This window comes from uncultured Thioclava sp. (assembly GCF_913064665.1).
GTDB classification, from domain to species: domain Bacteria; phylum Pseudomonadota; class Alphaproteobacteria; order Rhodobacterales; family Rhodobacteraceae; genus Thioclava; species Thioclava arctica.
On sequence record NZ_CAJYBT010000007.1, the window covers coordinates 73,066 to 95,318 of the forward strand.

The window sequence follows — 22,253 nt, forward strand, 5'->3', positions numbered from 1 at the left end:
GCTCTCCTTGTGACTCAAATCTAGTTCGCTGGGGGTAGGATTCCAAGGGGGGCGAGGTGGCTCATCAGTGCGAGCGTCGCATAAGAGCCCGCTAAGGCCCAGCCAAACGAGGCCAGCGTGCCAATAATGACATATTCGCTTTTCGGGTTCGCGCCGTTTTTTGACACGGCCTCAAAGCGCAGGATCGATTTCGCCGCGATCAAAAAGCCGATAGCGGCAGGCTGTCCGGCCAGCACCAGCAAGAAAATAACGCCGCGTTCGAGCTGGCCGATCAGGCGGCCGCCTTGGGGCAGCCCCTCGGGTGGGGCGCTATCGTCAAAGCGCGCCATGAGTAACCCCACGGCAAAGCCGCCCGCACGGATCGCCACGATCGCCCCTGCGATCAGCGCCAGCAGGCCGGGCAACCAACTTTGATCCGCCCAAAACGCGTCGGCAAACAGGCCGGGGAAGGAGGCGGCAATCGCGGCGGTGGCCAGCAGATGCGCGCCTTGATCGGCAATAAACGCCATCAGCGCGCGGCTTTTGGGGGCAAAGGTTTTGGCGATGTCGATCAGGAAGTGGCTTAGCCCGACAAGGATCAGAGCGGCCAGTAATGCGCCAGAGAGTTGCAGCAGCAGCAAGGTACTTAAGCCCAGTAAAATCGCCAGATGGGTGGCCAGTGTGGGCATGTGACGACGCGCTTTACCTGCGACCATTTCATTGCTTTGAAACGCAAAATCGGCCAGCACATGGGCGCAGATCAGGGCGGTGAAGGTCTCGATCATGCGCTGTCCTCGATCAGGGTTACCGCATCAAGGATCGCTTCATAGCCCGCGCCTTGCAAGGCTTGTGACAGCGATTGGCGGGTAATGCCGATTTCGGCGCTCGCGGCGGTTTGGGTGGGCGGATCGAGGCGCAGCATCGGTACCATCGCGCGCGCCTGTGCCTGTGTCCAACCCTGTGAGATGTGATCGAACAGCCGCAGCGCCGCCCCCAGCGCGCCGCCCCCGGCATGGGCGATGCGCGGGCCTTCTAGGGCATCCAATAGCTGCCCCGAGGCCGTGAAAACTGGCCCATGCGCGGCGTTCAGATCGGTGCCGAGGGGGAGGGTGCCTGCGCCTTGGGCAATCGCGATCCGGGTCGAAAGTTCCGGGCCAACCGCGCGCAATCGCGCCCGGATCAGCAGCGCAAGGCGCGCCTGAAATCGCGGCGTGTCCAGCGCGATTTGCCAGCCATCGCCGCGGTTGCGGGCAAAGCGCGTCGCCCCGATTTGAGGGCCCAAATCGCGGCAGGCTTGCGCCACAGCCTCAAGTGCTGCGTCCAGCGCGCAGCTTGAGAGGCGTGATGAGGCGACAAGATCGCCGGTGAGAACGCAGATCTGATCCATATGCAGGTTATAATGCCTGCACTTGATTGAATGCAAGCTATTTTGCCTGCGGATAGTAAAATGCAGGCCCTAAAGCCTGCATTTTGGTCGTCGTGACGGCATGTCTGCCCGAGATCAGCCCAACGCGGGATAATCCGTGTAGCCCTCGGCCCCGCCACCATAAAGGTGTTCGCCATCCAGCGGGTTCAACTCCGCGCCCGTTTGAAAGCGCTGCGGCAGGTCGGGATTGGCGATGAACAGCCGCCCGAACGCCACCGCTGCAGCACCATCGGCCAGCGCGGCCTCGGCCATCTCGTGGCTATAGCCGTTATTGGCGATATAGGGGGCGGTGATGCGATTGCGCAGCGCCTCGATCGCACCCTCTGGCCAGTCGCGCGCACCGCCCGTTTGCCCCTCGATCAGATGCACAAAGGCCAGATCTTGCGTGTTGAGGAAATCGACCACGGCGGCGAACAGCTCGGGGGTGTCGCTGGAAATGCCGACGTTATTCGCGTTCGAATAGGGCGACAGGCGGATGCCCACACGGCCCGGCCCCCAGACGCTGATGACCGTCTCGACCACTTCGCGCAGGAACCGCGTGCGGTTCTCGATCGAGCCGCCGTAGCTGTCGGTGCGGGTGTTTGAGGTGTCGCGCAGAAACTGGTCGATGAGATAGCCGTTGGCGGCGTGAATCTCGACGCCGTCAAAGCCTGCTGCCTTGGCGCATTCGGCCGCGTTGCGATAATCCGCGACCGTCGCCGCGATCTCGTCCTGCGTCAGCGCGTGGGGAACGGTCGTTGCGACAAAGCCGGTGCCGTCAAAGGTTTTCGACTCGGCCGAGATCGCCGAGGGGGCCACCGGATCGCGCCCATCCAGCAGTTGGGGCACGGAAATGCGCCCGACATGCCAGATCTGCGCGACGATCTTGGACCCCGCGCCATGTACCGCATCCGTGACTTTGCGCCAGCCCGCGACCTGCGCGTCATTGTAGATGCCAGGCGTCCAGGCATAGCCCTGACCCATCGGCGAAATCTGCGTGCCCTCGGAGATGATCAGCCCGGCGGTGGCGCGCTGGCGGTAATACTCGACCGTCAGATCGACAGGCACCAGATCGGGCGCACGGTTGCGCGTCAACGGAGCCATGACGAAACGGTTGGCGATCTCGATCTGGCCAAGCGTTGTGGGGGTAAACAGCATATCGGTCATTGCGCCTTTATCCTTGATTGGAGAGGGTTTCCTGTCCCCGAAATGGGGCGCGCGGGCAGGGCGACAAGGGCGCGCAAGGGGGGTGTGCAAAAATGCAAAGGGCGGCGCGGGATCGCCCCGCACCGCCCTTCAATAAAGCGCATCACGAATGGTTACATAAAGCCCAGTTCGAGGCGCGCCTCGTCCGACATCATGTCCATGCCCCATTGCGGATCAAAGGTCATCTCGACATCGACATCGCGCAAGCCCCCGACCGAGGCCACCGCATCCTGCACCCAGCCCGGCATCTCACCGGCCACCGGACAGCCCGGCGCGGTCAGCGTCATGATCAGCTTGGCGTCGTTTTCGGGGCTGATTTCAATCGTGTAGATCAGGCCGAGGTCATAGATATTGACCGGAATTTCCGGGTCATAGACGGTGCGACAGGCATCCACCACCTGCTCATAAAGCGGATGATCGGTGCTGGAGGGCTTGATCAGCGGCGTGCCCTCAAGCGGGTTTTCGGGAGTGGCGGTCATGGGGTCTCTCTCGCGGTTCGCGGATATCTCGACTGTTTATATAGGGATTGCATGGCCCGGGTAAAGGGAGCGCGTCATGACGCAAGCGTGAGCCTAGGTCTTGCGCCAGCGCGGGTGTGGCAAGCAACGGTGCCCCAAGCGCAAGGCTTGCGGCGATCCGTCTGGCGCGCATGGTCGTATTCACTCGCAAAACGCTCCCTGAAACCGCTTTAGAAGGGCAGGGCGCGTGCGTCACCTTGCTAGGCCCTGTTTTCTGCGCTCCGTTCGCGCCCACTTGACCAACGGGGCGCTTCACGCCAAACCGCTTGCATGTTGCCCGAAGAGAAACTTGTCCAGATCCTTGCACGCTTCGAATATCTCGAGGCGCAGCTTTCCAGTGGCGCTGATTCTGCGAAAATCGCCCAGATCAGCCGCGAATATTCCGAACTGAAACCCGTCGTCGCCCAGATCGAGGCGTGGCAACACGCGCGCGCCGATCTGGCCGAGGCTGAGGGCTGGCTGGATGATCCCGAAATGAAGGGTCTCGCCGAGGAAGAACTGCCCCAACTCAAGGCGCGCATCCCCGAGATGGAGCAGGCTTTGCGTCTGGCGCTATTGCCCAAAGATGCCGCCGACGCGCGCCCGGCTATTCTGGAAATTCGCCCCGGAACAGGGGGCGAAGAGGCGGCGTTGTTCGCCGGTGATCTGCTGCGGATGTATCAGAAATACGCCGAGAAACATGGCTGGCGCTTTGAGCTGATGGAACTGACTCAGACCGAACTCGGCGGCGTCAAAGAGGCGGTCGCGCGCATCGAGGGCGCGGGCGTGTTCGCGCGGCTCAAGTTCGAATCCGGCGTACACCGGGTGCAGCGCGTGCCCGAAACCGAGGCAGGCGGGCGTATCCATACCTCGGCGGCTACCGTGGCCGTGTTGCCCGAGGCCGAAGAGGTCGATATCGACATCCCCGCCAGCGATATTCGCATCGACACGATGCGGGCCTCTGGGGCAGGCGGGCAGCACGTCAACACGACGGATTCGGCGGTGCGCATCACCCATATCCCGACCGGCATCGTGGTCACGTCTTCCGAGAAATCCCAGCACCAGAACCGCGCCAATGCGATGGCCGTTCTGCGCGCGCGTCTGTTTGAGGTCGAGCGTGAGCGCGCCGCCTCTGAGCGCGCCGAAAGCCGCAAATCGCAGGTCGGCTCGGGGGATCGCTCGGAACGCATCCGCACCTATAATTTCCCCCAAGGACGGCTGAGCGATCACCGCATCAATCTCACGCTCTACGCGCTGGCGCAAATGATGGAGGGCGAGCTGGACGAGGTGATCTCGGCGCTGATCGCCGATGATCAGGCAGCCAAACTGGCGGAGATGGAGGGGTGAAGGCGCAAGAGGCGCTGGTTGGTGCCACCCGCCAGTTGACGCAGGCCGGGATCGAGGGCGCTGCGGGCGATGCGCGCCGCTTGCTTGCCCATGCTTTGGGGGTCGCGCCCGATCGGCTGACCTTGGCGTTGCAAGACCCGCTACCCGAGGGCGCGCAGATGCGTCTGGACGCCGCGATTGCAGCGCGCGCAGCGCATCAGCCAGTCGCCCAGATCACTGGCAAACGGATGTTCTGGGGGCAAGAATTTCGTGTCACCCGCGATACGCTCGACCCGCGCCCGGAAACCGAAACGCTGGTAGCCACAGCGCTTGAACAGCCCTTTGTCAGCCTGCTGGATCTGGGCACGGGCACCGGTTGCATCCTGATTTCGCTGCTCAAATCCATGCCCTTCGCGCGTGGAACCGGTACGGATATCTCGCCAGCCGCGCTTGAGATCGCACGCGAGAACGCGCAGACGCTGGGCGTCGCACCTCGCGCCACGCTGATTGAATCGGACTGGTTTTCTGCCGTGCCGGGGCGCTTTGATCTGATCGTGTCGAACCCGCCCTATATCGCGCAGGACGAAATGGCGGGGCTAAGCGCCGATGTGCGCGACTGGGAGCCTCTGGGCGCGTTGACGCCGGGCGGTGACGGGTTGGACGCTTACCGTGCGATTGCGCGCGGGGCCGGGGCGCGGCTGATGGCGGGCGGGCGGATCTTGCTGGAAATCGGGCCAACGCAAGGGGCCGCAGTCCGCGCGCTTCTGGCCGCGCAAGGCTTTCACGATATCGCGATACGTCAGGATTTTGACGGGCGCGATCGCGTGGTTACAGCGCTGCAACCGGGCGATACGGACAGCTGTGGCTGCGCCTGAGCGCCAGATTTTCTTGCCAAATTCCGCCGATCTATGGATAAATTACACCAAATTCCCGATAAATAGCCGTATCTGCGCAATTAGAGGCTTGAAACCGCGCGCGGCCCATGTTTACTGCAACCTTGTGCAGATTGGAGAGTATCTCCCCTCGCACGGCTCAGCTTCACACTGCGGGTCGCGGATCAATAGCAGGCATTTTCTGGCCTGTGCCTGATCCGGCCATCCCGCGCGGCACGCGCCCCGTTTCGGGGCCTGACCCCGAAAATGCGCCCTTGAGGTGCCACAAGCCAAAAGAAAACCATGAGATCTTCCAAATCCCGTTCGCGCAACAAGTCGAACCGTCAACGCTCGATGGGCAATGTCGTCAACCGGGTCTTCGACAGCTCCGGCCCCGAAGGCAAGGTGCGCGGCACCCCCCAGCAGATCATCGACAAATATCTGACGCTGGCGCGCGATGCCCAACTGTCCAATGACCGCGTGGCCGAGCAGAACTTTCTGCAACATGCCGAGCATTACACACGCATGCTGGGCGAGGCGCAGCGCGAACAAGCGCGCGAGCAAGAGGCCCGCAACCAGCAGCGTCAACAAAGCCAAGGCGGTGATGGCCAGAATAATGGTCAGAACACTGGCCAGTCTGGCGGATCGGATAACGGCCAAAGTAATGGCCAGAATAACGACCAGAATAGCGGTCAAAACGCGAGTTCGAATGGCGATCAAACGCCCAACGCATCTGACTCCGCGCGCTCTGATTCTGGCCGGGCAGAGCCTACTCAGACGGAATCGGGCCGCACCGAGCAGCCGCGTGCGGACACAGCTCGCTCTGACGCTCCGCGGCGGCGCCAACGCGCAGTGGCCGATGAGGGCAGCGCGATGATGCCGCCCATGCCCGCCCCTGACGAAGACGCGTCTTCGGCTTTGGTCGACACACCCGAAAGCCGCGCGCATAGCGAGACCGCACCAGTGACGGAAAAGGCGGAAAAGCCCAAGCGCCCGCGCGCTCCGCGCAAGCCGCGCCAGCCCAAATCCGCGCCGGTCGAGGCCGCGCCCGAAACCTCCTCAGAGTAATCTCTGCGCCAAACCTACCAAAAAGACCCGTGCCTTGGCGCGGGTCTTTTGCATTGCGCAACCTCGTTGATGGCTCAGCTGGCGGCTTTCACGATCCGGGCCAAGCGGCAAAATTGCTCGATCGTGACCTGCTCGGCGCGCTCGGTCGGCTTGATCCCGGCCTCTTCCAGCTTGGCCTCGATATCGGGGGCCACCGATTTCAGCGAGGCGCGCAGCATCTTGCGCCGCTGATTGAACCCGGCAGCCACGACCCGGCTGAGGGTCGCGGGATCGGCGGGAAACAGCGGCTCGGGCAGGGCGCGCAGATGCACCACGGCGGAATGAACTTTGGGGGCGGGGGTGAAGGCCTCGGGCGGCAGGCCCATCACGATGCGCGCTTGCGTGCGCCATTGCGCCAAAATCGCGAGCCGTCCGTAATGCTTGTCACCGGGCTGGGCCACGATCCGCTCGGCCACCTCGCGCTGAAACATCAAGGTCAGGCTTTCCCAGAACGGCGGCCAACTGGGAGGGGTCAGCCAACGTACCAACAATTCGGTGCCCACATTATAGGGCAGGTTGGCCGCAACCTTGATCGGTGGCGTCAGATGCGCCAGCGGGTCGATCGCCAGCGCGTCGCCGTGAATCACCTCAAGTCGCCCGGGATAGGCGGCTGCGATCTCTGCCAGCGCGGGAAGGCAGCGCGAGTCTTTCTCGATCGCCAGAACCCGGCGCGCGCCTTCCGCCAAAAGCCCGCGCGTCAACCCACCGGGGCCGGGGCCGATCTCCAGCACATCCGCGCTGCTCAAATCGCCCGCCGCGCGCGCAATTTTCGCCGTCAGATTGAGATCAAGAAGGAAATTCTGCCCCAGGCTTTTCTTGGCCACCAGGTCATGCGTGCGCAACACCTCGCGCAGCGTCGGCAATCCGTCAAGCGCGGCCATTTAAACGCTCCTCATTTCATCTAGCCTGAAATACTCCCCGCGGAGCGTGCGACCCCGGCGGCAGGTGCCTCCGGCGGGAGTATTTATTGCTAGATGAAAGAGCATCGACCTAATCCCGTCGCGCCGCGCCCATCCGCGCGGCCATTTCCAGTGCGGCAATCAGCGAGGCGGGATTGGCGCGCCCGAGCCCTGCGATATCATAGGCGGTGCCGTGATCGGGCGAGGTGCGCACGAAGGGCAGGCCCAGTGTAATATTCACCCCGCCGTCGAAATCGAGCGTCTTGATCGGGATCAGGGCCTGATCGTGATAGGCGCAGATCGCGGCGTCATAGGTTTGGCGCGCGCGGGCGTGAAACAGCGTATCGGCGGGCAGCGGGCCCGAGAGCGCGTAGCCCTCTGCGCGCAGGCTGGCGATTTCGTCAATCATCCAGTCGAGCTCTTCGTGCCCCATCGCACCGCCTTCACCGGCATGCGGATTAAGCCCCGCCACGGCGATGCGCGGTGATTCAAACCCGAAATCGCGGCGCAGCCCTTCGGCGGTGATGCGCACCGTTTCGCGCAGCAGGTGCGGGGTAAAGGCTGTTGGCACATCGGCCAGCGCAATGTGGATGGTTGCAGGCACCACACGCAGCGGCGGGTTGGCATTGGAGGAGGCCAGCATCATCACCACACGGTCGACCCCGGCCAGATGAGCGAGGAATTCGGTATGGCCGGGAAATGCGAATCCCGCGCCGTCATGCAGCGCCTTTTTGTGAATCGGGGCGGTGGTCAGCGCCGAGCCTTGCCCACGCATCACCAAATCGACGCCGCGTGCGATCACATCGATCACCGCGCGCGCATTGGCCGGGTCGGGTTTGCCGGGCTCGGCGGCGGCGGGAAACGGGTGGGGCAGCACCGGCAGGCCAGCGCTGGCATGGGTGATCGCCTCGCTTGGCTGGCTGATCTCGCGGATTTTGGTGCCGCGCGGCAGATGCGCAGGGTCGCCGATCCATACGAAGGGCAGACGGGCACCGAAATGCTCCCAAGCGCGGGCGGCCAGTTCGGGGCCGATGCCCGAGGGGTCTCCGCAGCTCAGGATCACCGGGCGGTCAAGGGCGGGCGCACTCATTTGCGCACGATCACCGCATCGGCCTCAAGATCGGCCAGATAGCCCTCGGCATAGGAGGCGAGCGCGTTGTTTTCCAACTGCGCGCGCACCTGATCGCGCGTCGGGGCGACCTCGTCCTTGCCGGGCACGCTTTCGCGATTGCACAGCATCACCAATGTGTCCGAACCGCCGCGCGAGAGCACCTCGGTTTCGCCAATATCCAGATGGGCCAGTGTCAGGCCGATATCGGTGGGCACCTGTGCTTGTGTTACCCCGTCATGAGCGGTCAGCGCGCTGGCAGGAAGGCCTTTGGCGATGGTGTAAAGCTCGTTGCAGCGGCGCGCATCGGTCGCGACCCGACCGGCGAGTTTCGCCGCCTGTTCGCTGCCCGTTGCACCAAGATTGAAGGTCATGTAGCTGAGCGATTGTGGCCCGCTGGGCGCGCTGCCATCGCCGATGGCGCGCAGCATGAATACGGCCACAGCGCCCTTCAGCGTGATCGGCGCTGTCGCGGTGCCCGGCTTGAGCGCAAGGACTGCTGCGCGCAGCTGCACGGGCAGGTTTTCGATCGGCATCCAGTCAAGCCGCCCGCCACGATTGCGCGAGGCGGTGGCTGAGTATTTCCGGGCAAGGGCTGCAAACGCGGCCTCGCCTTTCGTTGCTGACAACTGCCGGGCTTGTCCCATCGCGTTGCGCTCATTGCCGGGCGGTGCCGGAATGATCGCCTCGGAAATCAGGACTTTTACGCCTTTTCCCACTTGCGATTCCTGCATCATCGCGCGGTCGATGGCGGCGTCGTTGATGAATACCTTGGCGCCGAAGCGCGCTCGCACCAGTTCGCGCCACAGCATGCCTGCGCGCACGAAATCGCGGAAGGTCGCGGGATCGACGCCGTTTTGCTTTAGGGCCTCAAGGAATTTTTCGTTGGTCAGATTGGCGCGCCCGGCGAATTCGGCCATGCCCTTTTCAAGCCCTGCCTCATCCAGCTTCAGCCCGACCTGATGGGACGCCGAAATCCGCAGCCGGTCTTGGATCAAAGCCTCTTCGGCGTCTTTGGGTGTAGTGCCTGCGGCGTTCAGCAACTGCATGAAGCGCAGGCGCTGATTGATTTCATACGCGGTAATGCCAGAGCCGTTCACGGTGATCACAGGGGAAAAACTGCCGCTCGATTGTGCCAAGCCGGGCAGAGCGCCAAACACCAGAGTCACCGCGAGGGTCAGAAGGGGGAGCAGTCGGGTCATCATCGTCATGGCGTGCCTGTATCCGTTTATTCGCGTCGTATTCGGCCTTCGGTCTGCGATCTAGCGCGCGCACATGCGGCGCACTGCGCTGCCTTGCGTCGAGCCAAAGCCCACAAGTTGCACCGACAGGCCGAAATCCGTCTCGGGGGTTACACTAGTAGAGGAAGTGAAGCGGCGCGAGAGGGAAAGATCAACCAAAACACATTCGTTGACATACTGAAGCCCCAGATTCGCGCGTGCCGCTTGCTTGGCGGTCAGATCATAGCGGGTCGCAAAGGTGCCCGACCAGCCGTTGCCCCAGTCATAGCCAGTATCCAATGTCAGCTCGGACAGGTCGGTGGTGAGCGTGGTGTCAGAATTTGCATCCAGCCAAAGATAGCCCGCCGTGACGTGATAGCGCTCTCGCGACCACGCCACGTGCAGCTCATCGCGCGACACCGAAAAATTATCGTTAAAGAGCATCCGGTTTGAAAAGATCAGCCCATTTGCCGTGCTCAGTTGGGTGGAAACCAGCCAATCGGACCGGATCCCCGCCAGCGACGAGATTCCTGCGAATGCGCCCAGATCCTGCTGGCGGAAAATGCGCCCGGCCGTGACGCCCAGCGACCAGCCCGAGGCGTCATAGCGCGTCCAGCTGACACCAAGATTGGCGCGCAATCCGGTTTCGCGGGCGTCCTCTCCAGGGTAGCGGGTGAGCGAGAAAAGATTGCCCTCGTCAAATTCCGGCAACAGGCTGTCTTCATTGGGCGAGGCTTTGAGCGTGTTCGGGGCCCAGGCGATTTGCGCAATCGGTTCAATGACATATGCCGCGCGGGTGCTCGATTTCACCCAAGGCCAGCGCAGTTCGGTGGCCAAAGTTGGCTGGCCGCGCAAAATCATCTTGGGATAGGCGGGATCGGACTGGGTCTCGATAAGATCGCCGCTATATTGTGCCTCAATCTTACCAAGAAGCCCGCCGCCAAGCAGCCAGTTGCGCTGCCAATTGGCCGAGACCGAGCCGCGCAGCATGTCGCGGCCATCTGGCACAAGATCGGCGTCGGTGCCATCAATGCTGGACGTTGAGGCGCGCCGCGCGGCCAGTGTGGAAAAGCGCACCGTTGCCAGCCCGCCCAAAGCCTGCGGGCTAAAGCTGCGCACCCATTGCGCGGTGCCTGACAGCATCGGCTCGGTCGAGTTGCTTTCCCCATCGCGAATCGAACGAGTGTTGCCAAACCGCGCGGTGATCATCTCACCCGCGCGCACCCGTTCCAATGTCACGCCCGACCACAGCCGGTCATCGCTGGTGACGCCATAATTGAGCAGATAACTATCATCTGACACCAAGCGCAGCTGAGCGCCGAGTTTGAAATCATCTGGCAGGCGAGCGCTTAGATCACCAAACAGATAGCCCCGCGTCGCGCCCGGGATGATGTCATCCTTAGACACCGCGCCGTTCAGTTCCAGTGTGCCCCAATTATAGGCTTCGCGATAGCGCAACCCCAGCGTTTCCGTGCGCGCCGCCGAGACATAAGGGGTTACCGTCAGATCGCGCGAGGGACCAAGCGCAAAGAAATACGGCACCTTGATCCCTGCGCCCAAACTTGAGGTGGTGCGAAACGACGGGCGCAAAAAACCAGACATCCGTTTGACGCCCGGGGCGGGCATACGCAGGCGCGGCAGATAGGCGATAGGCACGCCGCCTGCACGAAACTGCGCGTCGTAAAAGACGATTTGACGGGTTTGTGAATCATGCACAACCTTGCGGGCGCGAATTTCCCAAAGCGGGGTGGGATCGGCGACGCACACCCGGCAGGACGAGGTCACGACCCGGTTGAGCACGGTGTAGCGCCCGTTCTTGCGTTCGATCGAGGCGGCGGCAAGCTGCAATTCACGCGCCATCACCATGCGCGCACTCAGCAAGATGCCGTTGCGCAAATCGGGCGACAGTTCGGCCTGAGAGGCGAGGATCACGCTGCCCGTCTGGCCCGGTTGCTCCAGACGGATCGGGCCTTCGATGAACAGCTTGTCCTGCGCTTGATCATAGATCACGCTCGACGCCGTTAGCCGGTTCGAGCGGTAATACATCTCGACATGGCCCTGTGCGATGAGACGGTTTTTACCCTCGATCTGCACCCGATCGGCGAGCAGCGTGGCCAACTCATCGGAAGCGGGAATCGCTGTTGCATCGGCTGGGCTGAGCGCGGCCTCTGGGCTGGCGGTTTGGGCCGCTACCGGGCTGGCAAGCGTCAGCGCGCCCAGCACCACCGCCCCCAGCGCCGCTTTCAGATCGCGCGACCCCATCATCCATCCTCCCGGTGCAACACCAGCGCTAAAGGTAACATCAGTCCGATCACCGGGGGCGCCCACGCCGCGAGGGTGACGGGAATCTGCCCATTATCTCCCAGAACCTGCGCAATATTGCGCAAGAAAAACAACCCCAACCCGGCCGCCAGCGCCATCAGCACCTTGGCACCCGTCCCGCCAAAGCGAATATGGTCCATCGTAAAGCTGGCCGCAATCAGTACCATTCCCACCAACATCAGCGGCAGCGCCAGTTCCATCTGGAACCAGACCTGATGACGGCGCGCCGAGAATCCGGCGTTTTCAAGGGCGGCGATAAAGCTGGGCAACTGCCAGATCGGCACAGCCGAGGGTTTGCCGAAACTGTCGCGAATGCGTTCCACCGTCAGGTCCGAGGGCAGGGTCAGGCTGGCTTGGCGCGTGGCATCGCGTTCGGGGTTGGTCGAACTGCCCAGTGGCCAATCTTTGACGTCTTCCAGCAGCCAATGTCCGGGTTCCAGCACGGCCTTGGCGGCGTCGATCCGCCGGACCGGGCCGCGCGGGGCTTCAAAGATCAGAAAGGTGACATTGAACAGCGTCGTTGCATTCGCATTGGCACGCGTGGCGTGAATCACCGCCTGCGCAAGCGCCTTGCCATCGTTGCTGAGCCCTGCGCTTTGACGCATCCAGACGCCTTCACGCCCGATCGAGACGGCCTCGCCCTCTTTGGCCTGATAATGCTCCACCATTGATTCATAGCGCTTCGTTGTCGCGCTGACCAAAGGATTGCCGATGAACAGGGCGGCGACCCCAAGCAGCATTGCGACAATCAGCGGCGCGGCCAACATCCGCAACGCCGAACGCCCCGACGCCCGGATCACCACCAGTTCCGATGAGCGCGCCAAGCCGATGAACAATGCGACCGCTGAAAGCATCACGATCAGGGGCAGAATATTATACATCGTGGCCGGGGTATGGAGCGCCGAAATCAGCGCCAAACGTCCAAGTCCCATCTGCGCGTCAGAAAAACGACGCACCTGTTCGACGATATCGATCAGGAACAATATGCCCCAGAAACTAGCCCCTACAATGAGAAACGCGCGCGAAAACCGCCTTGCCAGATACAGCGCTAGGGTCATGAGCCACCCTCTTGCAGAGTAGCAGTCGCGCGGATCCGCCAAGGCCTGCCGGACCACCACAACATCGCAACCGCGATCAGTCCGCCCCCCAATGCGGGCAGATATAACAGTGGCCAAAGCCCGGGATCAGAGGATGACGCGCTTTCGACGCCGTTTTGCAGCGCTTGCACCACGATCAGGCCAAAGATCGCGAGCGTGATCTGGCGCCACATGCCAAAGCGCGAAAACGTCCCGATCATCAGCGCGGCAAAGCCGATCAGCGCGGCGATGGGGGCCAATAGCGGCTGGCTGATGCGGCGGTTCAACTCAAGACGAATCTGCTGCGGGCTGGCGTCACTCTGCGCGGCGAGTTGCGCGCCCCCTCGCAGCAGCGTCAGTGTCCCGATCTCATCCAGCGACCGTTTGCTATTACTGCTCACGTTGAACAAAGTCCCGATATCGTAGGTGAAATTCGCAAATCGGGTGATTGCCAAACGATCGCCGGGCTGCTGGAGCGTTTGTGCCATACCGTTCAGCATCACAAGTTTCGGCCCGCTGTCAGAGCGCACGATCAGCGCCTTGTCGGCGCTGTAGATTGTCGCTCGGGCTGGATCGCGTCGATCTGCCAGAAACAGGTCTTCCAACTCTCCCAGTTCCGAAATCTTGCGAATGTAGATTGTCACGCCTTTGACGGGGTGCTGAAAACTGCCCTCGCGCAGAAATTGAGCGGTGACGTTTTGCGCGACTTCCTGACGGCGCTCGGTAAGGCGCTGCTTTGCGGCGGGCACCAGCACGTTGATCAAGATCGCCATCATGATCGAGGCAATCAGCCCAAACACCACAACCGGGCGTGCAAGGCGCCAATTGGATGCCCCGGTGGCGCGCATCACCACCAATTCGCTATCCTGATCCAGCCGATTGACCGCATAGATCGTGGCCGCAAAGGCCGCGACCGGCAACACGATCCGGATCACGTAAGGCAGCGTCAGCGCGGTGAATTCCAGCACCACCACCGCCGTTTGCCCATCCGAAATCAGGCTGTCAAACATCAGCACAGCCCGGTTGACCCAATAAACAGAGACCAGAACGAGTGCAAAGAACCCGAACAGCGCCATCAATTTGGACAACAGATATCGGTCCAGTTGCGTCAAATGCCCTACCATCCTCCGGGAGGTTTTGCTCTCTCTAGCCTGTCGCGCGGGTCAAAGAAAGGTGCCAGTTGGGGCGCTTTTCATTTTCCGGGCGTCGGTCTAGGGTCGCGCAAGATCACATTGCCACCCCCCCGCCTGTAGCATGGTGCGCCTAGGCGTCGCGCGCGGGCGAAATTCGGAGACCTTTATGACCCAACCCGTTGCCATTGCTTTCAAAGAGATCGACCTTGATGCGCTCAGTGCCTTTGCGGGGCGGATCGCGCTTTGCGTGGGCGAAGAAGGCAAGCTGGGCCCGACCGGGCGCAAGCTGGATCGCGCAATGAAGGGCGCGCTGCGCCGTGCGGTGGAATCTGACAGCTTCGCCAAGCTGGGGGCGGGCGAGTCGATGGATTTGGGCTATCCGGTGGGGCTGGCAGCCGAGGCGGTGCAAATCCTGCGTCTCGAGCGGCGCGCCGATCAGGCGCAGGCGCGCAAAGCGGGCGGGGCCGTGGGGGCCAAGCTGGGCGAGCGTGGCGCGATTGTGCTGGCCGAGGGTGTGAACCGGGCCGCCGATGTCGCCTTTGGCCTGGCGCTGCGCGCCTATCAGTTCAACTATCACACCTCGGGAAATAGCGCTTTCGGCCCTGTCACCGTCATGTCGACAAACCCCGAGGAACTCGCCGCACAGGCCGCGCCCCATGCCGCCTTGGCCGAGGGCGTGTTCTTCACCCGCGATCTGGTCAATGAACCCGCCAATATCCTGACGACTGACGACTTCGCCGCGCGCCTCGCCGCGATGCACGAGCTGGGCCTGCAGGTCGAGATCCTTGAGGAAGAACAGCTGAAAGAGCTGGGCATGGGCGCGCTTCTGGGTGTCGGTCAAGGTTCGGAAAGCCCCTCGAAAGTCGTTGTGATGCAATGGAATGGCGGCGGTGATGAGGCCCCTTTCGCGCTGGTGGGCAAGGGCGTGGTGTTTGATACGGGCGGCATCAGCCTCAAGCCCGGCGCGGGCATGGAAGAGATGACGATGGATATGGGCGGCGCGGGCGTTGTGTCGGGCGTGATGCGCACGCTGGCGCTGCGCAAGGCCAAGGCCAATGTCGTGGGCCTCGTCGGGTTGGTCGAAAACATGCCCGATGGCAAAGCCCAACGCCCCGGTGACGTCGTGAAATCCATGAAGGGCGACACGATTGAAGTGATCAATACCGATGCCGAAGGCCGTCTCGTTCTGGCCGATGTGCTGTGGTATGCGCAAGAGCGTTTCAAGCCCTGCGCAATGGTCAATCTCGCCACGCTGACCGGCGCTGTGATTGTCGCATTGGGCCACGAGAACGCAGGTCTTTTTGCCAATGATGACAAGTTCGTAGGCGACATTCTTAAAGCAGCAAATGCCGAGGGCGAAGGTGCTTGGCACCTGCCGCTGCAACCCGCCTATGACAAGCTGATCAAATCGCGTCTGGCCGATGTGAAAAACACCGGCGGGCGGCCTGCGGGCTCGATCACGGCGGCGGCGTTCCTCAAGCGGTTTGTCAAGGATGAGGTGCCGTGGTGCCATATCGACATCGCGGGCGTGGCGCTGCCCCCGGCAGCGACCGATCTGGCCCCCAAAGGCGCGACCGGTTGGGGCGTGATGACGCTGGATCGGCTGATCCGCGACAAATTCGAAGGCTAGGATGGGGCAGGTCAATTTCTATCATCTGACGCATTCGGCGCCTGAGCAGGTGGTGAGCAATCTCGCCACCCGCGCGATTGAACAGGGCTGGAAGATCGAGCTGCGCGGGCGTGACCTTGCGCGGCTCGACCAGCTTGATCTGCGGCTTTGGCAGATGGGAGAAGCCAGCTTTTTGCCCCATGGTCTGGCGGGCGGGCCGCATGACGGGTTGCAGCCGCTTTTGCTGACCACCGCGCCTGCGGGAGATGCGCGCGATGCGCTGATGGCGCTGGATGGGGCCGAGATCAGCGCCACCGAGACCGAGACCCATAAACGCGTTTGGATCCTGTTTGACGGCAATGACACGCAGGCGCTGAACGTGGCGCGCGGGCAATGGCGCGCCTTGACTGGGGCGGGCGCAAAGGCCGCATATTGGAGCGAAGAGTCGGGGCGCTGGGAGAAGAAGGCCGAAAGCTGAGCAGGCGCGCGAACCGGGCGCGGGGGGAAGACATGGATATTTTGCTGATCGTGATCGCGGCCTTTTGCGCGGGCGTTCTTAACACGATTGCCGGGGGCGGCACGTTTCTGACCTTCCCCGCGCTGGTTTTTATCGGCCTGCCGCCGGTGATGGCGAATGCGACAAGCGCCGTCGCGGTGTTTCCCGGCTATCTTGGCGGTGCCCTTGGCTTTCGCGCCGAGCTGGCGCGCTTTGACAAGACGCGGATGCTCAAGCTGCTGGCGGTGACATTCGCGGGCGGGTTGATCGGCTCGCTCTTGTTGCTGGTCTCGTCCAACAAAGCGTTTTCGCTGGTCGTGCCCTTCCTGCTGCTGGCCGCCACGCTGGCCTTTCTGTTTGGCGATCAGATTCGGGGCTGGGCGGCGCGCAATAGCCGGGCGGTGACGCCGTTTGGCTCGGTCGGGCTGCTGCTGGTTAGCATCTATGGCGGCTATTTCAATGGCGGGCTGGGGATCGTTCTGCTGGCGCTGTTCGCGCTGTGGGGGATGGTCGATCTGCACGAGATGAATGGGCTAAAAAATGGGCTCTCCTTTGCGCTGTCAGCGATTTCGGTGGCCGTGTTTGCGGCGGGCGGTTTGGTGCAATGGCATTACGCGGTCGCGATGATGCTGGCCTCGACGGTGGGGGGCTATGCCGGTGCGCCGATTGCGCGCAAGCTGCCCCGGTCGGTCGTGCGCGCGCTGATTGCGCTGGTGGGTTTCACGATGAGCGCGGTTTTCTTCTGGCGCTTGTTGGCCTGAGCCCGTCTTCCCATCCGCCGCCATCCGCGTTACACCCGCGCCCTGATCCGCAGGAGCGCCCAGATGTCGAAATTCAGCTTCACCCTTAACGCCACCGACGGGGCTGCGCGCACCGGCGTGATTTCCACGCCGCGTGGCGAGATTCGCACGCCCGCCTTTATGCCCGTGGGCACGGCGGCGACGGTCAAGGCGATGATGCCGGAATCGGTGGCCGCAACGGGGGCCGACATTCTGCTGGGTAACACCTACCACCTGATGCTGCGCCCCACCGCTGAACGGATCGCGCGCCTCGGCGGGCTGCATAAATTTATGAACTGGAACAAGCCGATCCTGACGGATTCGGGCGGCTTTCAGGTGATGAGCCTCGCGTCCTTGCGCAAGCTGACCGAGGAGGGGGTACGGTTCGCCTCGCATATCGATGGCTCGAAACATATGCTGACGCCCGAGCGCAGCATGGAAATCCAGAAATTGCTGGGCTCGGATATCGTGATGGCGTTTGATGAATGCCCCGCTCTGCCTGCCACCGACGACGAGGTCGCCAAGTCGATGCGGCTGTCGATGCGGTGGGCGCTGCGCAGCCGTGAGGCGTTTGGCGATCGGCCCGGATATGCGCTATTTGGCATTCAGCAAGGTGGCGTGACACGTGAACTTCGCGCTGAAAGTGCCCAGAAACTCACGGAAATTGGCTTTGAAGGCTATGCGGTCGGCGGTCTGGCCGTGGGTGAGGGACAAGAGGCGATGTTTGGCGTGCTCGATTACGCGCCCGCCATGCTGCCCGCCGATAAACCGCGCTATCTGATGGGCGTGGGCAAGCCCGATGACATCGTGGGGGCGGTGGAGCGCGGCATCGATATGATGGATTGTGTGCTGCCCTCACGCTCGGGGCGCACCGGCCAGGCTTGGACGCGTCATGGGCAGGTAAATATCAAGAATGCCCGTCACGCCGATGACCCGCGCCCCTTGGATGAGGCGTGCACCTGTCCGGCCTGTTCCAATTATTCACGCGCCTATCTGCACCATGTGTTTCGCTCGCAAGAGATGATTTCGGGCATGCTGCTGACCTGGCACAACCTGCATTACTATCAAGAGCTTATGCAGGGTTTGCGAGACGCGATTGCGGCAGGGACACTGTCCGCGTTTGTGACGGATTTCCACGCTCAGCGCGCGGCAGGCGATATCGATCCGCTGTGATCAGACCGCGCCGCTGGTGATTACGATCACTGCCGCGTAATGGGTGGCCGCGGCGGCCAGCACATGGCTGTGCCAGATCGCGCGCGAAAACGGGATGCGGTCGATTTGATAAAATATCGTGCCCAGCGTGTAGGTCAGCCCGCCGATCACCACCAGCACCAGCGCGGTCACCGATAGCGCGCTGAACAGGGGCCAAGCCGCCAGCACACCCAGCCAGCCCATCGCGAGATACAGGATAAAACCCGAGCGCTCGGAGCGGTGAAAGAAGCCCAGCTTCATCACCATGCCAATCGTGGCCAAAAGCCAAACTGCCCCGGTCAGCATCCAGCCCGAAATTCCACCCATTCCGATCAACGCCATCGGTGTGTAAGTCGCGGCAATCAATAGATAAATCGCGGCGTGATCCAGTCGGCGCAAGATCCGACGAGTCGGCGCGTGTAGCGTCAGATTATACGCAGCCGAGAGCGAGAAGGAAGCGATCAGACCAAGGCTGTAGACCGTCAAAGGCCAGATGCGCCCTGTCGGAATGCTGAGCGACGCCCAGACGATCAGCGCGCTGACCCCGGCCACGGCAAAAGCGACGCCCAGAACATGCACGACCCCGTCGGCGATATGTTCTTGTGCAGAGTGATCGAGTTGGTGACGGGTCATGCTGGCTCCTTATCGCCTGAGCCACCAATTTAACAACGATCACCGCATTTCCCTAGTGTGACGCTGGGTCGCGTCCCTTTCGCGGTTAAACTCAAAGCCGATAGATAGCTTCGAATTTCTGGCTCAGATAGTCGAGCAGGGGTTTTTCATTGGGCGCAAAACCGCAGGCGTGCTCGATGGTGTCACGCGGCGGGCGCAACCCGCCGAATTGGCGCAGGTTCTGATCCAGCCACCCTTTGGCCGCGCTGGCATCGCCCTTGGCCAACCCAGCATCGAGATCGGGCACCGCGGCGCGCATTGCCTGATCGAGACAGCCCGCATAGACATTGCCCAACGCATAGGTCGGAAAATAGCCAAACAGACCCAGCGACCAATGCACATCTTGCAAAAACCCTTGCGAAGGCTTGGCGACGCTCACGCCAAAATCGTGCTTGAAGCGGGTATTCCACGCCTCTTCGAGATCGGCGACTTCAAATTTGCCCGCGATCAGGTCGCGCTCAAGATCGAAGCGCAGCATGATATGCAGGTTGTAGTTCAGCTCATCGCTTTCGGTGCGGATGAAACCCATCTCGACGCGGTTCACGAGCGCATGGAACGCCTCGGGACCCGCCAGACCCAGATCGCCAAACGCCTCAATCATGCGGGTATACAGCCAGCCGGTGAACGGGCTCGAGCGACCCAACTGGTTCTCGCAAATGCGCGACTGACTTTCATGCACGCCCATCGACACGCCATGCCCAAGCGGGGTGAAGCGATAGGCCGGGTCGATCGCCTGTTCATAGGTGGCGTGGCCGGTTTCGTGGATCGTGGAGTAGATATTTCCGAAGGGCTCGCTTTCGGAAATTCGCGTGGTGATGCGCGCGTCATCGCCTCCGCCAGATGAGAACGGATGCACCGACATATCAAGCCGTCCGCGCGTCCAGTCATAGCCAAAAGCGCTGGCGCAAATGCGCGCCAAGCGAAGCTGGGCGTTTTCGGGGAAGACCATGTTCAGCGGCTGCGGTGAGACCTCAGAGCCGAGCACCCGATCGCGCAATGCCACCAGCGGGGCGCGCATCCGGTCAAACATCGCGCCCAGTTCTTTGGCGCTTGCACCGGGTTCGTAATCATCCAGTAGTGCGTCATACAGATCGCCATCTGAGACACAGGCCGCTTCTTCTCGTTTCAGCCGCACGACCTCGTCGAGCGTGGGCAGGAAGGCGCTGGCATCTTCATCCGCGCGCGCTTGCGCCCAGATCCCTTGGCTCAGCGAGGTGAGGCGGGCCAGTTCCGTCGCCAGCCGCGCAGGGATACGGGTAGAGCGATTGTAACTGCGCGCGATCAGATCAAGCATGCGGGATTGGGCTGCATCCGTCGCCTCAGCGCGCACCAGCCAGTCCTCGATACGCGGATCGGTGCGCCGGGCGTGCAGCACGCTCTCAATCGCGGCCATTTCCTCGGCGCGCTGATCGCTCGCACCGCGCGGCATCATCACCTCTTGGTCCCAGCCCAAAAGCCCCGAAATATTGCCTAGCGCCTCGGTTTCGCGCTGATGCGCGGCGAGTTCGTCAAACGCGCTCATGCTCGTCCCTCCCGAATGGATCGGATGAGGGGGAAGCGCGCGTTATGACGTGCGCGGATCACCAGCACCCAAGTAACAACGGCGCCCAATTGATGGATCAGGCCCAGCCACCAGTAATGCACCAGTTCCAGCGCTGTGGATATCCCCAACACCATCTGGAACACGATCATCGCCGCCATCAGCGCGAATGCCTGACGCGTGGCTACATGGGCCGAGCTGCGCGCGCGCCATGCCGCGAACAGGCCCAGCAGAACGACCAGATAGCCCATCATGCGGTGGTTGAATTGCACCAGCGCGGGGTTTTCAAAGAAATTCGTCCAAAGCGGCGTGTAGTCAAAACTTTCCGAGGGTAGGAACTCGCCATTCATCGAGGGCCATGTCGGAAAGGCCAGCCCGGCGTCGATGCCCGCAGTCAGCGCGCCCAGAATGATCTGGAGGAAGACCAGCACGATCAGCACCGTGCCAAGCCCCGTTAAACGCGGCTCGGCAAGGCGGCGTGCTTGCAGCAGTTGCGCTTGGGGTCGCCCAAGTTGAAAGGCGAACCACGCGATCAGGCCAAGGATGATAAAAGCGAGCCCCAGATGCGTCGCCAGCCGATAGGACGCCACCGAGGTCATCCGTCCGACCAGCCCCGACGACACCATCCACCAGCCAATCGCACCCTGCATACCGCCCAATATCCCAAGACTGAACAGCCGCCCCCACCAGCCTTGCGGGATTTTCTTGGTCAGCCAGAAGAACATGAAGCCCGCAAACCAGACGAGGCCAATGATCCGCCCAAGCTGACGATGCCCCCATTCCCACCAGAAAATGCCCTTGAACTGCGACAGGGTCATATCGGGGTTCATGTATTGGAACTGTGGGCTTTGCTTGTAATTGGTGAATTCCGCCTGCCAATCGGCCAGATGCATCGGCGGGATCGCCCCCGAGATCGGCTTCCATTGCGTGATCGACAGCCCGCTATCGGTCAGTCGCGTCGCCCCGCCCACGCCGATCATCGCCACCACCAGCGCGAACATGATGAACAGCCAGACGCGGATCGCGCGGCGCGCACCCTTGGGTTTGGCGTCGATCATCCCGCCCTTGGGTTCGCTGCGTGTCGAGGCATCTTGCGCGCCGACCTCCTCGAAAATGCTGCGTTTCTGGCTCATGGGGTCTCCGGGCTTGTCGTTTGGGCGCAAATTAGGCCGCACCCGCCGCAGGGGCAAGGGGCAGGCGGGCTACTGGCAAGTTTGGCGCGCTTGCACGATCATGGGATGCGTGTGAAACCAAGACGGCGGAACGCTCCGATCAGACTGACACCTCATCAAAGGGCGACAAAAAGGATCCTCGAAATGTCTCAACTTCTTGATGTAAGTCCTTTGAATAGCAAAGATTTCGCGCTGTTTGGTGACGTGATCGAGATCAGCGGCGCGCCCGACAAGATCATCAATGCCGGGATGTGCGGGCGCTATCACGACCGTGCGAGCCTCGATTTCTCAGACGGGCATGCCGGGATCAGCCTGTTTGACGCCAAGGCCCGCCATCTGCCCTATGTCGTCGATCTGCTTGAACGTCACCCCGCGGGCAGTCAGGCGTTTATCCCGATGACGCAAACCCGGTTTCTGGTGATCGTGGCCGAGGACAAGGACGGCGCGCCCAGCAATATCAGGGCCTTCCTGACGCAGCCGGGGCAAGCCGTGAACCTGCATCGCGGCGTCTGGCATGGCGTGCTCGCGCCGTTTGAGGCTCCGGGGCTTTACGCCGTGATCGACCGGATCGGGGCGGGGGCCAACCTTGAGGAACACTGGCTGGCCACCCCTTATGTGATCGAAACCGTTCCCGACTAAGAGGC

General features: G+C 62.2%; 21 protein-coding genes. 8 read left to right on the plus strand and 13 right to left on the minus strand.

Annotated elements, in window-relative coordinates; translation table 11 throughout:
* Positions 1-20 precede the first annotated feature (20 nt).
* The 4 genes from QZ571_RS04515 to QZ571_RS04530 all read right to left on the minus strand — a co-directional run bounded on the left by QZ571_RS04515 (position 21) and on the right by QZ571_RS04530 (position 3,069).
* The gene (locus QZ571_RS04515; RefSeq protein WP_295532336.1) at positions 21-764 is read right to left on the minus strand and encodes a DUF3307 domain-containing protein; all 744 of its coding nucleotides are present in this window, start codon (positions 762-764) and stop codon (positions 21-23) included.
* A complete protein-coding gene (locus QZ571_RS04520) occupies positions 761-1,366 on the minus strand; it encodes a MarR family transcriptional regulator (RefSeq protein ID WP_295532338.1) in 606 nt (201 codons plus the stop codon). Before QZ571_RS04520 ends, QZ571_RS04515 begins: the two co-directional genes overlap by 4 nt.
* Positions 1,367-1,480: 114 nt before the next feature.
* Complete coding sequence (locus QZ571_RS04525; protein WP_295532340.1) at positions 1,481-2,551, minus strand: alkene reductase; 1,071 nt, start codon at positions 2,549-2,551, stop codon at positions 1,481-1,483.
* A 152-nt stretch (positions 2,552-2,703) separates the two neighbouring features.
* Positions 2,704-3,069 carry an SUF system Fe-S cluster assembly protein gene (locus tag QZ571_RS04530; RefSeq protein ID WP_295532342.1) on the minus strand — a complete coding sequence of 122 codons (366 nt, stop codon included), beginning with the start codon at positions 3,067-3,069 and terminating at the stop codon, positions 2,704-2,706.
* 309 nt (positions 3,070-3,378) lie between these two features.
* Here QZ571_RS04530 and prfA point away from each other — a divergent pair, with 309 nt between their 5' ends.
* The 3 genes from prfA to QZ571_RS04545 all read left to right on the plus strand — a co-directional run bounded on the left by prfA (position 3,379) and on the right by QZ571_RS04545 (position 6,353).
* Positions 3,379-4,434 carry a peptide chain release factor 1 gene (prfA, locus tag QZ571_RS04535; protein WP_295532344.1) on the plus strand — a complete coding sequence of 352 codons (1,056 nt, stop codon included), beginning with the start codon at positions 3,379-3,381 and terminating at the stop codon, positions 4,432-4,434.
* Positions 4,431-5,288 (plus strand): peptide chain release factor N(5)-glutamine methyltransferase, encoded by an 858-nt coding sequence (gene prmC, locus QZ571_RS04540; protein ID WP_295532346.1) that lies wholly within the window; start codon positions 4,431-4,433, stop codon positions 5,286-5,288. The genes prfA and prmC overlap by 4 nt, the downstream gene beginning before the upstream one ends.
* A 300-nt stretch (positions 5,289-5,588) precedes the next feature.
* Positions 5,589-6,353, plus strand: a complete 765-nt coding sequence (locus tag QZ571_RS04545) for a DUF4167 domain-containing protein (RefSeq protein ID WP_295532348.1) — start codon at positions 5,589-5,591, stop codon at positions 6,351-6,353.
* Between the two features lie 74 nt (positions 6,354-6,427).
* Here the strand turns inward: QZ571_RS04545 and rsmA are convergent, their stop codons facing one another.
* From rsmA to lptF, 6 genes are all read right to left on the minus strand, one after another.
* Positions 6,428-7,273, minus strand: coding sequence for a 16S rRNA (adenine(1518)-N(6)/adenine(1519)-N(6))-dimethyltransferase RsmA (gene rsmA / locus QZ571_RS04550; RefSeq protein WP_295532350.1), 846 nt, complete (start codon positions 7,271-7,273; stop codon positions 6,428-6,430).
* Between the two features lie 109 nt (positions 7,274-7,382).
* The gene (gene pdxA / locus QZ571_RS04555) at positions 7,383-8,381 is read right to left on the minus strand and encodes a 4-hydroxythreonine-4-phosphate dehydrogenase PdxA (RefSeq protein WP_295532352.1); all 999 of its coding nucleotides are present in this window, start codon (positions 8,379-8,381) and stop codon (positions 7,383-7,385) included.
* A complete protein-coding gene (locus QZ571_RS04560) occupies positions 8,378-9,610 on the minus strand; it encodes a peptidylprolyl isomerase (protein WP_295532354.1) in 1,233 nt (410 codons plus the stop codon). The genes pdxA and QZ571_RS04560 overlap by 4 nt, the downstream gene beginning before the upstream one ends.
* A 51-nt stretch (positions 9,611-9,661) precedes the next feature.
* Positions 9,662-11,881, minus strand: a complete 2,220-nt coding sequence (gene lptD, locus QZ571_RS04565; RefSeq protein ID WP_295532356.1) for an LPS assembly protein LptD — start codon at positions 11,879-11,881, stop codon at positions 9,662-9,664.
* Positions 11,881-12,999, minus strand: coding sequence for an LPS export ABC transporter permease LptG (gene lptG, locus QZ571_RS04570; protein ID WP_295532358.1), 1,119 nt, complete (start codon positions 12,997-12,999; stop codon positions 11,881-11,883). Before lptG ends, lptD begins: the two co-directional genes overlap by 1 nt.
* Positions 12,996-14,129, minus strand: coding sequence for an LPS export ABC transporter permease LptF (gene lptF, locus QZ571_RS04575; RefSeq protein ID WP_295532448.1), 1,134 nt, complete (start codon positions 14,127-14,129; stop codon positions 12,996-12,998). The genes lptG and lptF overlap by 4 nt, the downstream gene beginning before the upstream one ends.
* A 187-nt stretch (positions 14,130-14,316) precedes the next feature.
* Here lptF and QZ571_RS04580 point away from each other — a divergent pair, with 187 nt between their 5' ends.
* The 4 genes from QZ571_RS04580 to tgt all read left to right on the plus strand — a co-directional run bounded on the left by QZ571_RS04580 (position 14,317) and on the right by tgt (position 18,207).
* Positions 14,317-15,780 carry a leucyl aminopeptidase gene (locus tag QZ571_RS04580; protein ID WP_295532378.1) on the plus strand — a complete coding sequence of 488 codons (1,464 nt, stop codon included), beginning with the start codon at positions 14,317-14,319 and terminating at the stop codon, positions 15,778-15,780.
* 1 nt (position 15,781) lies between these two features.
* Positions 15,782-16,237, plus strand: a complete 456-nt coding sequence (locus QZ571_RS04585; protein ID WP_295532380.1) for a DNA polymerase III subunit chi — start codon at positions 15,782-15,784, stop codon at positions 16,235-16,237.
* Between the two features lie 32 nt (positions 16,238-16,269).
* Positions 16,270-17,016, plus strand: a complete 747-nt coding sequence (locus QZ571_RS04590; protein WP_295532382.1) for a sulfite exporter TauE/SafE family protein — start codon at positions 16,270-16,272, stop codon at positions 17,014-17,016.
* A gap of 63 nt (positions 17,017-17,079) precedes the next feature.
* Positions 17,080-18,207: a tRNA guanosine(34) transglycosylase Tgt gene (tgt, locus tag QZ571_RS04595; protein WP_295532384.1), complete on the plus strand. Its 1,128-nt coding sequence runs from the start codon at positions 17,080-17,082 to the stop codon at positions 18,205-18,207.
* Here the strand turns inward: tgt and QZ571_RS04600 are convergent, their stop codons facing one another.
* The 3 genes from QZ571_RS04600 to ctaA form a co-directional block, all read right to left on the minus strand.
* The gene (locus QZ571_RS04600) at positions 18,208-18,858 is read right to left on the minus strand and encodes a hemolysin III family protein (RefSeq protein WP_295532386.1); all 651 of its coding nucleotides are present in this window, start codon (positions 18,856-18,858) and stop codon (positions 18,208-18,210) included.
* Between the two features lie 91 nt (positions 18,859-18,949).
* Entirely contained in the window at positions 18,950-20,419 is a 1,470-nt protein-coding gene (locus tag QZ571_RS04605) for a carboxypeptidase M32 (RefSeq protein ID WP_295532388.1), read from the minus strand.
* Complete coding sequence (gene ctaA / locus QZ571_RS04610) at positions 20,416-21,570, minus strand: heme A synthase (RefSeq protein WP_295532390.1); 1,155 nt, start codon at positions 21,568-21,570, stop codon at positions 20,416-20,418. The genes QZ571_RS04605 and ctaA overlap by 4 nt, the downstream gene beginning before the upstream one ends.
* Before the next feature lie 183 nt (positions 21,571-21,753).
* Between ctaA and QZ571_RS04615 the strand changes: the two genes are divergently transcribed.
* Positions 21,754-22,248 (plus strand): ureidoglycolate lyase, encoded by a 495-nt coding sequence (locus QZ571_RS04615; protein WP_295532393.1) that lies wholly within the window; start codon positions 21,754-21,756, stop codon positions 22,246-22,248.
* Positions 22,249-22,253: the final 5 nt, after the last annotated feature.